The 12,706-nt window shown below is 69.3% G+C and carries 11 protein-coding genes; 3 read left to right on the top strand and 8 right to left on the bottom strand.

What is annotated here, in order from left to right:
* Positions 1–59: 59 nt before the first annotated feature.
* Positions 60–1,013 (bottom strand): 2,3,4,5-tetrahydropyridine-2,6-dicarboxylate N-succinyltransferase, encoded by a 954-nt coding sequence (dapD, locus tag QU603_RS06180; RefSeq protein ID WP_308493615.1) that lies wholly within the window; start codon positions 1,011–1,013, stop codon positions 60–62.
* 84 nt (positions 1,014–1,097) lie between these two features.
* Between dapD and QU603_RS06175 the strand changes: the two genes are divergently transcribed.
* Both QU603_RS06175 and QU603_RS06170 read left to right on the top strand, forming a co-directional pair.
* Complete coding sequence (locus QU603_RS06175; protein ID WP_308493614.1) at positions 1,098–1,544, top strand: MarR family winged helix-turn-helix transcriptional regulator; 447 nt, start codon at positions 1,098–1,100, stop codon at positions 1,542–1,544.
* Positions 1,541–5,338 carry an ABC transporter ATP-binding protein gene (locus tag QU603_RS06170; protein ID WP_308493613.1) on the top strand — a complete coding sequence of 1,266 codons (3,798 nt, stop codon included), beginning with the start codon at positions 1,541–1,543 and terminating at the stop codon, positions 5,336–5,338. The genes QU603_RS06175 and QU603_RS06170 overlap by 4 nt, the downstream gene beginning before the upstream one ends.
* Before the next feature lie 25 nt (positions 5,339–5,363).
* Here the strand turns inward: QU603_RS06170 and QU603_RS06165 are convergent, their stop codons facing one another.
* From QU603_RS06165 to QU603_RS06140, 6 genes are all read right to left on the bottom strand, one after another.
* Positions 5,364–6,653 (bottom strand): citrate synthase, encoded by a 1,290-nt coding sequence (locus tag QU603_RS06165; protein WP_308493612.1) that lies wholly within the window; start codon positions 6,651–6,653, stop codon positions 5,364–5,366.
* A 137-nt stretch (positions 6,654–6,790) separates the two neighbouring features.
* On the bottom strand, positions 6,791–7,894 hold the full coding sequence (gene dapC, locus QU603_RS06160) for a succinyldiaminopimelate transaminase (RefSeq protein ID WP_308493611.1): 1,104 nt from the start codon (positions 7,892–7,894) through the stop codon (positions 6,791–6,793).
* Positions 7,895–7,898: 4 nt separating this feature from the next.
* A complete protein-coding gene (fdxA, locus tag QU603_RS06155) occupies positions 7,899–8,216 on the bottom strand; it encodes a ferredoxin (protein ID WP_308493610.1) in 318 nt (105 codons plus the stop codon).
* 9 nt (positions 8,217–8,225) lie between these two features.
* Complete coding sequence (locus QU603_RS06150) at positions 8,226–8,624, bottom strand: DUF6113 family protein (protein ID WP_308493609.1); 399 nt, start codon at positions 8,622–8,624, stop codon at positions 8,226–8,228.
* A 31-nt stretch (positions 8,625–8,655) separates the two neighbouring features.
* Positions 8,656–8,970, bottom strand: coding sequence for an AzlD domain-containing protein (locus QU603_RS06145; RefSeq protein WP_308493608.1), 315 nt, complete (start codon positions 8,968–8,970; stop codon positions 8,656–8,658).
* Positions 8,967–9,818: an AzlC family ABC transporter permease gene (locus QU603_RS06140; protein WP_308493607.1), complete on the bottom strand. Its 852-nt coding sequence runs from the start codon at positions 9,816–9,818 to the stop codon at positions 8,967–8,969. Before QU603_RS06140 ends, QU603_RS06145 begins: the two co-directional genes overlap by 4 nt.
* A gap of 106 nt (positions 9,819–9,924) precedes the next feature.
* Here QU603_RS06140 and QU603_RS06135 point away from each other — a divergent pair, with 106 nt between their 5' ends.
* Complete coding sequence (locus tag QU603_RS06135; RefSeq protein ID WP_308493606.1) at positions 9,925–10,473, top strand: helix-turn-helix domain-containing protein; 549 nt, start codon at positions 9,925–9,927, stop codon at positions 10,471–10,473.
* A 175-nt stretch (positions 10,474–10,648) separates the two neighbouring features.
* Here the strand turns inward: QU603_RS06135 and typA are convergent, their stop codons facing one another.
* A complete protein-coding gene (gene typA, locus QU603_RS06130) occupies positions 10,649–12,562 on the bottom strand; it encodes a translational GTPase TypA (protein WP_308493605.1) in 1,914 nt (637 codons plus the stop codon).
* Positions 12,563–12,706 lie beyond the last annotated feature (144 nt).

Here is a 12,706-nt window from a genome sequence, read left to right as displayed (position 1 = left end):
CGAGTCTAGTCAGCGGCCCGCCGCAGCCTGCACGACAGTCACCGACGACCGCAGGCCCGTCACGCGTGCAGTGCGTCGTTCAGCGAGATGCCGGTTCCGGCATGCGGCAGCGCCTCGACGGCGCCGCTCAGAGAATTGCGTCGATACAGCACGCCGCTGCGACCCGACAGCTCGGCAGCCTTCACCGTCGGGCGCGATCCGTCGGCCCGTGCGGGCTCGGCGGCCAGGACGACCTTGGTGCCCCCGGTCAGATACAGTCCCGCCTCGACGATGCAGTCGTCGCCCAGCGAGATGCCCACACCGGCGTTCGCGCCCAGCAGGCACCGCTGGCCGATCGAGACGCGATGGGTGCCGCCGCCCGACAGGGTGCCCATGATCGAGGCACCGCCGCCGATGTCGCTGCCGTCGCCGACGACGACGCCCTGCGACACGCGCCCTTCGATCATCGAGGCGCCCAGCGTTCCGGCGTTGTAGTTCACGAACCCTTCGTGCATGACGGTCGTGCCCGGTGCGAGGTGCGCGCCCAGCCGCACGCGAGCGGCGTCGGCGATGCGCACCCCGGGGGGGGTCACGTAGTCCGTGAGCCGCGGAAACTTGTCGATCCCCTGCACCTGGATGCCCGCGGCACGCAGTCCCGGGCGCAGGCGGTCGAGGTCGTCGGGCAGCACCGGCCCCGCGTTCGTGAAGGCGACGGTGGGAAGGAACCCGAAGATCCCCTCCAGGTTCACGGTGTTGGGTGCGGCCAGCCGGTGCGACAGCGCGTGCAGGCGCAGATAGACGTCGGCCGTGGATGCCGGTGCCCGCTCGAGAGCGATCTGCAGCTCGACGATCTCCACACGCACTCCGCGACGGACGTCGGGCCCGGCCGCCGCCTGCAGGCCGGCGGCCCGAGTGGCCACGGTGGTGCCGTCGGCGCGTCCGATCCGCGGCGTCGGGTACCAGGCATCCAGTACCGTGCCGTCGCCGGCGATCGTCGACAGTCCCGTCCCGAAGATCCAGCGTTCGTCGCTCATGCCCTCCACGGTAGTGCCCGCACCGGAGCGGCGACTGTGCGCTCTGCAACATTGCGCACTGCGGCGCGGGTGCAGAATAGTTCAGTGATCGAACCACTTTCTGCACGGCAGGCGGCCGTGGTCGCGCTGGCGCGTGTGGCGCGCATGCTCGAGCGCACGCTGGCACAGCAGGACCCGCCCGCGCTCAGCCTGTCGGACTATCGCATGCTGTCGGCCGTGGCCGGCGGCGAGGCCCGGGCCTCCCGGCTGTCCGCGCGCTTGGCGGTGGGCAGACCCGCCGTCAGCGCCTCCGTCGATTCTCTGGCCCGCCGAGGACTGCTCACCCGACACGGCGGAGAGGGCGATCAGCGCGCGATCGAGCTGCGCATCACCCCGGAGGGCGATCGCGTGCGCGCGGCGGCCGAAGAAGCGCTGGGCGCTCTGGTGCGCGACATCGCCGGACGCACACCGGACGCACAGGCGACCCTCGCCGCGCTGGCCGCATTCGGCGAGGGCATCGAGCAATATCAGCAGGAGGCGTCCACCCGATGACCTCGCACACGCGCGATGCGGCAGCCCCCGCTCCCGAAGGGTGGATGCGGCGGCTCGGCCGCTATCTGATGCGACACCGCCGCAACCTGGCGATCGCGGTGACCGCGGCGATCGCGGGAGCCGGGTGCCAGGTGGTCACTCCCCTGATCGCACGCGAGATCGTCGACGATGTGGTCGTGGCGCACGACGCGCCGCTGCTGCCGTGGCTCACCCTGCTGATCGTGCTCGCGGTCCTCGCGTTCGTCTTCGCCTACCTGCGCCGCTACCGCGGAGGGCGCATCGGGCTGGACGTGCAGAACGACCTGCGCAACGACATGCACGATCACCTGCAGCGGTTGGATGCCGCCGCGCTGGACACGATGCCCACCGGTCAGCTGGTGGCCCGATCCAGCTCCGACACCGCGCTCGTGCAGGGGCTCTTGAGCTTCTTGCCGCTGGTGGGCGGCAACGTGCTGATGATGCTCATGTCGCTGGTGATCATGTTCGTGCTCTCACCGCTGCTGGCGGTGGTCAGCCTCGCCGTCGTCCCGGCCCTGGTCGCCATCAGCTACCGCATGCGCACGCGTGTGTTCCCGGCGAGCTGGGATGCGCAGCAGAAGGAGGGAGTGGTTGCCGGCATCGTCGATGAAGACGTCGCAGGAGTGCGCGTCGTCAAGGCGTTCGGGCAGGAGCAGCGCGAGCTGCGGCGCTTGGCCGGGGCGGCGGGCGAGCTGTACGGCTCGCAGATGCGGGTGGTGCGCATCCAATCCCGCTATCAGCCTCTGCTGGAGGCGGTGCCCGTGCTCGGCCAGGTCGGCATCCTGGCCCTGGGCGGCTGGCTGGCGGTGACCGGGTCGATCACGCTCGGCACCTTCCTCGCGTTCTCGACGTACATCGCGCAGCTGATGGCCCCCTCGCGCCGGCTGGCGGGCATGCTCACCATCGCCCAGCAGGCCCGCGCGGGCGTCGAGCGCATCTTCCAGCTGCTGGATCTGCGCCCGGCGATCGCGGACGCCCCCGACGCGGTGGACCTGCCGCAGGACGGCGGCCGGATCGTGTTCGACGACGTCTCATTCGCCTACCCGGGCGGGGCGCCGGTGCTGGACGGGCTCACCCTGACCGTCCAGCCCGGCGAGCGCGTGGCCGTCGTGGGTGCCAGCGGCAGCGGCAAGTCCACCCTGGCGCGGCTGCTGGTGCGCAGGTACGAGCCGACCGCCGGGTCCGTCAGCATCGGCGGGGTCGACATCGCCGATGCGCGGCTCGCGTCCCTGCGCGGTCGGATCGGCATGGCGTTCGAGGACGCGTTCCTGTTCTCGGTTTCGGTGCGCGACAACATCGCCTATGGCGCGCCGGGTGCGACCGACGAGCAGGTCGAGCACGCCGCCCGGCTCGCACAGGCGCAGGAGTTCATCGATGCGCTGCCGAACGGCTATGACACCGTCGTCGGCGAGCGGGGTCTGAGTCTGTCGGGGGGCCAGCGTCAGCGCATCGCCCTGGCCCGTGCGATACTTCGGGACCCTGCGATTCTGGTTCTGGATGACGCCACCAGTGCGATCGACGCGCGTACCGAGCAGAGCATCCATGAGGCGCTGCGCGAGGTGTCGGCCGGGCGCACTGTGCTGCTGATCGCGCACCGGCACTCGACCCTGCACCTGGCCGACCGCATCGTCGTGCTCGAGGCCGGCAAGATCATCGCATCCGGCACGCACGACGAGCTGGTCGAGGCCAGCGCGACCTACCGTGCGCTGTTCGGCGAAGGCGAGGTGCCCGACGAAGCACCGGCACCCGGGCGCACCCCGCTCTCGGGCGGTGCGCCGGCGACCAGGCCGTCCTCCCCCGCTCGCCGCCCGGCACACGCGCTGTCGGCGCCGGGCCTGGGCGCAGGCCTGGGAGGTTCGGGCGGCGGGCGCGGCATCCGGGGATCCCTCGCACCCACGCCGCAGCTGCTCGCGCAGGTTGCCGCCCTCCCCCCGATCATCGACCACGTCGAACCCGACCTGACCCACGAGAGTCGCCATCAGCGCGACTTCGGCCTGGGAAAGATCCTGCGCGAATTCCGCCGCCCGCTGCTGTTCGCGCTCGTGTTCGTCGTGATCGATGCGGTCGCGGGGCTGCTGGGCCCCGCGGTGGTGAAGGCCGGCATCGATGAGGGTGTGACCGAAGGCATCGTCGGCGTGCTGTTCGTGGCATCCGGTGTGTACTTCGTCATCGCGATCGCGGACATGTTCACGGGCATGGTCGAGGCGTTCGTGACCGGGCGCACCGCCCAGCGCATCATGCTGTCGCTGCGCATCCGCGTGTTCGCACAGCTGCAGCGCCTGTCGTTGGACTACTACGAGCGCGAGATGGCGGGGCGGATCATGACCCGCATGACCACCGACATCGACCAGTTCGAGTCGCTTCTGCAGAACGGGCTGCTGGGAGCGCTCGTGGCCGGGGTCACCTTCGTCGGCGTCGCCGCCGCACTGATCATCGTCGATGTGCCGCTGGGTCTGGCCGTGCTCAGCGTGATCGTGCCTCTGGCGTTGGCAACGGTGTGGTTCCGCCGACGCGCGACGCGGCTGTACGACCTGTCCCGCGAACGGATCGCGATCGTCAACGCGTCCTTCCAGGAGTCGCTGTCGGGAGTGCGCGAATCGCAGGCGTTCACGCACGAAGAGGAGACCATGAGGGTCTTCCACGGCCACGGTTCGGCATACCTGCGATCCCGTGTGGCCGCGCAGCGCCTGGTGGCCGTGTACTTTCCGTTCGTGCAGTTCCTGGCCGCCATCGCCGATGTCATCGTGCTGGGCCTGGGGGCGACGCTGATCGCGCACGGACAGCTGACCGCTGGAGCCCTGATCGCCTTCCTGCTGTATATCGACATGTTCTTCTCGCCGATTCAGCAGCTGTCGCAGGTGTTCGACGCCTGGCAGCAGACCCGGGTCTCCGTCGCGCGCATCTCGGAGCTCATGAACCTGTCGACCCTCACACCGCAGCGACCGGATGCGCAGCCGGTGCCGGCGCTGGAAGGCCGCGTGCATGTCGACGACGTGCACTTCGCCTACCCGGTCGGGCCGGTCTCCTCGCGCAGGCGCGGCCCCCGTGATTCGCGGCTGCCCGATGCCATCACGCGGCACCCGAGCGAAGCGCTGGCAGGTGTGGACATCGCGGTGCGCGCCGGTGAGACCGTGGCGCTGGTCGGCGAGACCGGTGCGGGCAAATCCACCGTGATGAAGCTCGTCGCCCGGTTCTACGATCCCGACCGCGGCGCGGTGCGCGCGGACGGACACGATCTGCGCGCGCTCGACCTCGACGGGTTCCGGGCGCGGTTGGGCTACGTTCCCCAGGAGTCGTTCCTGTTCACCGGCACGATCGGCCAGAACATCGCCTACGGCCGCCCCGACGCGCTGCCGGCGGACATCGTGGCCGCCGCGCGGGCGGTCGGTGCCGACGGGATGATCACTGCGCTGGTGGACGGCTATGACACCGTGGTCTCAGAGCGCGGCTCGTCCCTGTCTTCCGGGCAGCGACAGCTCATCGCGCTGGCGCGCGCGCAGCTGGTCGACCCTGCGATCCTGCTGCTGGACGAGGCCACGTCGAATCTCGACCTGGCCACCGAGGCGCACGTCACGCGGGCGATGAACCGCCTGGCGCAAGACCGCACCACAGTGCTGATCGCGCACCGGCTGCAGACGGCGATGACCGCCGACCGGATCGTGCTGCTCGAGCACGGCCGTGTCGCCGAGATGGGCACGCACGACGAGTTGCTGGCCGCCGGCGGCGGCTACGCCGCCATGTGGCGCGCCTTCGACCTGTCGACCACCGGCGCGTGAGCGCGCGCCCAGATCCGCCCGCGGCTCAGGCCCCGGGGTAGTTGCGCTCGGGCGCGCCTACGTACAGCTGCTGCGGGCGACCGATCTTGGTCTGCGGGTCATTGACGGACTCGCGCCACTGTGCGAGCCAGCCGGGCAGACGCCCGATCGCGAACAGCACCGTGAACATGCGCGTGGGGAACCCCATCGCCTTGTAGATGACGCCGGTGTAGAAGTCGACGTTCGGGTAGAGCTTGCGCTCGACGAAGTAATCATCGGCCAGCGCGATCTCTTCGAGCTCTTTGGCGAGGTCCAGCAGCGGGTCGTGCACACCGAGTTCGGCCAGCACCTCTTCGGCCGACTCCTTGACGAGCTTGGCACGCGGGTCGTAATTCTTGTAGACGCGGTGCCCGAAGCCCATGAGCTTCACGCCTTCTTCTTTGTTCTTCACTCGCTCGACGAAGCGCTCGACGCTTTCGCCGGAATCGCGGATGCGGGCGAGCATCGCCAGCACGGCTTCGTTCGCACCGCCGTGCAGGGGTCCGGACAGGGCCTGGATGCCGGCAGAGATCGACGCGAACTGATTGGCCCCCGTCGACCCGACCAGGCGGACGGTCGAGGTCGATGCGTTCTGCTCGTGGTCTTCGTGCAGGATCAGCAGCAGCTCGAGGGCCTTGGACATGACCGGGTTGACGACGTAGTCCTCGCTGAGCACTCCGAAGTTCATCTTCAGGAAGTTGTCGACGAAGCTCAGCGAGTTGTCGGGATAGAGGAACGCCTGCCCGACGCTCTTCTTGTGCGCGTAGGCGGCGATCACCGGAAGCTTGGCGAGCATGCGCACGATGTTCAGCTCGACGTGCTCCGGGTTGTGGGGATCGGTCTGTCCCTCGTAATACGTCGACAGTGCCGCGACCGCCGATGACAGCACCGACATGGGGTGGGCGGTGTGCGGCAGTGCCGAGAAGAAGCGCTTGAGGTCCTCGTGCAGCAGCGTGTGCCGGCGAATGCGCTCGTCGAAGTCGGCGAGTTCTGAGGCCGTGGGCAGTTCGCCGTACAGCAGCAGCCACGCCACCTCGAGGTACGAGCTGCCCTTCGCGAGCTGCTCGATCGGGTAGCCGCGGTAGCGCAGAATCCCCTGATCGCCGTCGATATAGGTGATCGCCGACTTGGTGGCCGCCGTGTTGACGAACCCGTAGTCCAGCGCAGTCAGCCCGGTCTGCCTGGTCAGCGTCGAGACGTCGACGCTCGGCTTGCCGTCCACGGCCGCCAGCACCGGCAACTGCGCGGTGCGGTCTGCGATCGTGAGGGTGGCAATGTCCGGCTGTGCGTCCGTCACGACGCCTCCTTGCGAAAAGTCTCGGTGAAAGTCTCAGCCTGATTAATCTCAGCGGCCTGGGGTCGGCTTACAGCCTATCCCGCACATCGGCCTACTGAGACATCCACCAAACGATGACGTCTCTGGCTGGCGGTATCCTACGAACGCAAGCGGGCGGCTGCAGCATCCACCCGCTCGTCGGGTGCCGTCAGAGACAGTCGCACGTGCTGCTCGAAGTGCGTGCCGTAGAAGTGCCCGGGGCCGGCGAGGATGCCGAGATCGGCCAGACGCCCGAGGCTCTGCCAGGCGTCGCATCCCTCGGTGGCCCACAGATACAGTCCCGCCTCGCTGCCGTCGATGCGGAATCCGGCGGCTTCGACGGCGGGCTTGAGGATGTCGCGGCGGCGACGGTAGGTCTCCTTCTGCGTGCGCACGTGCGCGTCGTCGCCCAGCGCGGCCATCATCGCGTGCTGCACGGGGGCGGGAACCATGAGCCCCAGGTGCTTGCGGGCCGTCAGCAGGCGCGCCACGAGGGCTTCGTCACCGGCGAGGAACGCTGCGCGGTAGCCGGCGAGGTTCGACTGCTTGCTCAGCGAGTAGACCGAGAGCACACCGGCCGCATCGGCTCCGCTCACCCGTGGGTCGAGGATCGACGGCACCGGCTCCGCGTCCCACGGCGCGTCCCAGCCGAGCTCGGCGTAGCACTCGTCGCCGGCGATCACGGCGCCGAGTTCTCGTGCCCGGGCGACGTCGGCCTGCAGTTGCGGGATGCCGCGGACCCGGCCGTCCGGGTTGCCGGGGCTGTTCACCCACACCAGGCGCGTGCCCTCGGGCCACTGTGCGGGGTCGTCGCCTGCCACCGCAGTCGCGCCCACCAGGCGCGCACCCACCGCGTAGGTGGGGTAGGCAGCGCGGGGGTGCACGACGATGTCGCCGGGGCCGAGGCCCAGCAGGAGCGGCAGCAGGGCCACGAGTTCTTTCGACCCGACCGTGGGAAGGATCTGGGCGGACGTCAGCCCGTGCACCCCGCGGCGTCGCGCATACCAGGCCGAGATCGCCTCGCGCAGCGCGGGTGTGCCGACCGTCTGCGGGTATGCGTGCGCGTCGGTGGCCGTCTTCAACGCGTCCCGCACCACGTCGGGTGTGGCATCCACCGGCGACCCGATGGACAGATCGACGATGCCGTCCGGATGCGCCCGGGCGCGGGCCGCGTAGGGCGCCACGGCGTCCCAGGGATAGTCGGCCAGATCGGCGACGCCCATGCGATCAGACCTGCGGCGGCAGCGCCGCCACGATCGGGTGATCCTTGTGGATCACGCCGATCTTCGCCGCACCGCCGGGTGAGCCCAGGTCGTCGAAGAACTCGACATTGACCTTGTAGTAGTCGGCCCACTCCTCAGGCAGATCGTCTTCGTAATAGATCGCCTCGACCGGGCACACCGGCTCGCAGGCGCCGCAGTCGACGCATTCATCGGGGTGGATGTACAGCGACCGGTCGCCCTCGTAGATGCAGTCGACAGGGCATTCGTCGACACACGCGCGGTCCTTGACGTCCACACACGGAAGGGCGATCACATAAGTCACGCGCTCAGTCTAGCGATCCGCTGAGCGGCGGGATCGGGACAGGTCGGGCCACGCGACCACCACTGTCGCCGCCAGCGCCACCCCGATCGCCCAGACGAAGCCGAGGTTCACCCCGGCCAGTTCGTCCAGCGTTCCACCGGGCACGATCACCGATCCTCCGGGCCCCGAGCCGGAGAAGACCACGGTCGCCGCCAGGGCGCCGACGCCGCCGGCCAGTGCCGTCCACCGGTCCTCGGTGAGCGCGCGCATCGCCACCAGCAGCGCGATGATCCCGATCAGCGACAGCACGAGGCCCACCGGAAACCAGCCGAGCCGATAGGCGTGCGAGATCGTGCCGGCCACACCGTAGACCGTGCCCACGACGAAGGCGAGCAGCAGCGTCAGGATCTGGGTGACGGTGGATCTCACCGCGTCAGTCTACGACCGCTCCCGCACCGGGCTACGCCGCCCACCCCCACAGACGCAGCAGTGCGGCCACCACCGCCGCCGCCGTCACCACGACCAGGAAGGGCGCACGCAGCAGCAGAAGCACCGCCGCCACGAGCACCGCAGGCACTCGAGCATCCACGATGATCGCCTGCCCCGCCCCCAGGGTCTGCACCGCCACAAGGGCAGCCAGCAGCGCCACCGTCAGAAGATCGGCGATGCGCGCCGGGCGGGGGGCCTGCATCAGGCGCGCCGGTACGAGATAGCCCAGCGTCTTCACCGCCACGCAGATGATGGAGGCCACCAGCACCGCATTCCACAGCGTCATGGCAGTCCCTCACGCTCGGGCACATCGTCGGGCTCGGCACCGGGGCCCGCACCGGGGCCCACACCTGGGACGGCGGTGAGGCCCGCACCGGGGACGGCGGCGGTGTCGTCCCTGCCGAGCCAATTGGCCCAGCCGACGATGATCGCAACGATCGCGGCGACCAGCACCGGCATCCCCGGCATCAGCACGGGGGTCAGCACCGTCGCCACCGCCGCTGCGGCGATGCCCACCGCAATGGCCTGGCGCCGGCGCAGGCGCGGCCACAGCAGCGCGAGGAAGGCGGCGGCGGCCGCGGCATCCAACCCATACGCGCGGGGATCGCCCAGCACGTCGCCCAATAGGGCCCCGGCGAGGGTGGTGGAGTTCCAGCCGACGTAGACGCCGAGGCCGGTGATCCAGAAGCCCATCCGCTGCGCGCGGACGGTGCTCTGGCCGAGGGCGACGGCTGTGGACTCGTCGATCGTGAATTGGGCGGCGGCCGCGCGCGTGAGCCACCCGCCGCCCAGCAGTGGGGACATGCGCATGCCATAGGCGATGTTGCGCACGCCCAGAAGACCGGCCGAGGCGATCGCTGCGGGAATCGCCGCCAGTCCCCCGGTGCCGATCACCCCGATGAAGGCGAACTGCGATCCCCCGGTGAACATCAGCAGGCTCAGCACGCACGTCTGCCACACGTCGAATCCGGATGCCGTGGCCAGAGCCCCGAACGAGATGCCATACGCACTGGTGGCCACGGCCACCCCCACGCCGTCGCGGACGGCCTTGCGGCGCGCTGCGACCTCTCCTGCGCCCGTGCCCCCGGCGTCGCCGGCGGCATCCGCCCGTGCGCTTCCCTGCGAACGACTCATCCGAGGTCGTTCCCGCGTTGTGTTCGTTTGAGTGAACGCATGATCATCATCATGAACGTTTCACGGGAGGATATCAAGCCGAACGGGCGTTTGACATACTGAACGCATGGAGCAACTCGGTGCACGGATCGCGCGGGCCCTGCGGCGCGAGCGCGAAGCGGCCGGTCTGTCCGTCTCGGAGCTGGCCCGCCGCGCCGGCCTCTCGAAGGCCACGGTGTCTCAACTCGAAGGCGGCACCGGCAACCCCAGCGTCGAGACGCTGTGGGCGATCGCCACCACCCTCGGCGTGCCGTTCGCCGTGTTCGTCGACGACGAACAGCCCGTGACCACCTTCATCCGTGCCGTGACGGGATCGCCCGTCCCGTCATCGAAGGCGCCCTACTCGGCGACGCTGCTGACCGCCAGTCCTCCGCAGACGCGCCGCGACCTCTACCTGCTGCGCGCCGAGCCCGGCGGTGTTCGCGAGTCGGCGCCGCACACGCGCGGCACGATCGAATACGTCGTCCTCATGACCGGCCAGGCCAACGTCGGGCCGGCCGAAGCCCCGGTGCGCATGGCTCCGGGCGACTTCGTCTCGTACCGCGGCGACGCGCCGCATGTGTTCGAGGCCCTCGAGCCGGGTACCTCGGCCGTGCTGCTCTCCGAGCTGCGCTGACCCGCGCCGCGGGCTGTCGAAATCATATGACTTCGTCGGCGACACATCGAACTGACGCAAAAGCCATGTGTGCTGGTCGATTGCACATGATTTCGACGCGGCGGGACGGCCGGACGGCCGGACGGCCGGACGGCGCGACGGCGCGACGGCGCGGGGAAGCGACGGGACGCGGGTGTCAGGCGTTGGCGTCCTGGCGCTTCAGCCGCGCGGTGGCACGTGCGCGATCGTGCTGGTCGAGCACCACCTTGCGGATGCGCACCTTCTCCGGCGTCACCTCGACGCACTCGTCGTCACGGGCGAACTCGAGGCTCTCCTCCAGTGAGAGGATTCGCGAAGGCGTCATCGACTCGAACGTGTCAGCCGTCGAGGAGCGCATGTTCGTGAGCTTCTTCTCCTTGGTGATGTTCACGTCCATGTCGTCATTGCGCGAGTTCTCGCCGATGACCATGCCCTCGTAGACCTCGTCGCCGGGATTGACGAAGAACGACATCCGCTCCTGCAGCGCGATGATCGCGAACGGCGTCACGACACCCTGACGGTCGGCGATGATCGAGCCGTTCTGACGGGTGACGATGTGGCCGGCCCAGTCCTCATAGCCGGCGCCGATCGCGTTGGCGATGCCGGTTCCGCGCGTGGTCGTCAGGAACTCGGTACGGAAGCCGATCAGGCCCCGCGACGGCACGACGAACTCCATGCGCACCCAGCCGGTGCCGTGGTTGGTCATCGACTCCATACGGCCCTTGCGCGCCGCCAGCAGCTGGGTGATCGCACCCAGGTATTCCTCGGGCGCGTCGATCGTCAGCTGCTCGAACGGTTCCTGCACCTGGCCGCGCTCGCCCTTGCGGGTGACCACCTGGGGCTTGCCCACGGTCAGTTCGAAGCCTTCGCGGCGCATGTTCTCCACGAGGATCGCCAGCGCCAGCTCACCACGGCCCTGCACCTCCCACGCGTCGGGGCGACCGATCTCGACGACGTTCAGCGACACGTTGCCCACGAGCTCGCGGTCGAGGCGGTCCTTGACCATGCGCGCGGTGAGCTTGTGCCCCTTGACCTTTCCCATCAGCGGCGAAGTGTTCGTGCCGATCGTCATCGAGATCGCCGGGTCGTCGACGTGGATCGCCGGCAGCGGCCGCACATCGTCGGGATCGGCGATCGTCTCGCCGATCGTGATCTCTTCCAGGCCGGCGATGGCCACGATGTCGCCGGGTCCGGCCGACTCGGCAGGATAGCGCTCCAGGGCGCGGGTCTTCAGCAGTTCGGTGATGCGGGCGTTCGAGTGCGAACCGTCGTGGCGCACCCAGGCCACGGTCTGCCCCTTGCGCAGCGTCCCGTTGAACACGCGCAGCAGCGCCAGGCGCCCGAGGAACGGCGACGAGTCGAGGTTCGTGACCCAGGCCTGCAGCGGCGCCTCGTCGTCGTACTTGGGCGCGGGCACGTGCTCGAGGATCGCCGCGAACAGCGGTTCGAGGTCGGCGTTGTCGGGCAGCTCGCCGTTCTGAGGCCGGTTTCGGGATGCCGCGCCCGCGCGCCCGGAGGCGTACACCACCGGCACATCCAGGAGTGCGTCCACGTCCAGATCGGGCACGTCGTCCACCAGGTCGGAGGCCAGCCCCAGCAGCAGGTCGTGCGCTTCTTCTTCGACCTCGGCGATGCGCGCGTCCGGCCGGTCGGTCTTGTTGACCAGGAGGATGACCGGCAGCTTCGCTTCCAGCGCCTTGCGCAGAACGAACCGGGTCTGCGGCAGCGGCCCTTCCGAGGCATCCACCAGCAGCACAACACCGTCCACCATCGACAGCCCGCGCTCGACCTCGCCGCCGAAGTCGGCGTGACCGGGGGTGTCGATCACGTTGATCGTCACCGGCGTGTCGGTGTGCACGCCGTTGTAGGTGATCGCCGTGTTCTTGGCGAGGATCGTGATGCCCTTCTCGCGCTCGAGGTCGTTCGTGTCCATCGCACGCTCTTCGACGTGCGCGTGCTCGCCGAATGAGCCCGTCTGGCGCAACATGGCGTCCACGAGTGTGGTCTTTCCGTGGTCGACGTGCGCGACGATCGCGACGTTGCGCAGATCTGTGCGGTGGGCTTCAGACATGGCCGAGTGCACCTTTCGGTGAAGAAGAGTGGGATGCGGGGGCGATGTCGAAAGCGGCAGAAACGCGAGAAGGCGCCCGCCCCGCATCCGATTCTATCGGTGCGAGGCGGGCGCCCTTTTCAGCGTGCGTTCAGTTCAGTGCAC

Source organism: Microbacterium terrisoli, assembly GCF_030866805.1.
Taxonomy (GTDB): Bacteria; Actinomycetota; Actinomycetes; order Actinomycetales; family Microbacteriaceae; genus Microbacterium; species Microbacterium terrisoli.
The sequence above is the reverse complement of the archived record's forward strand: the minus strand, read 5'-3'. Positions and strand labels throughout refer to the sequence as shown.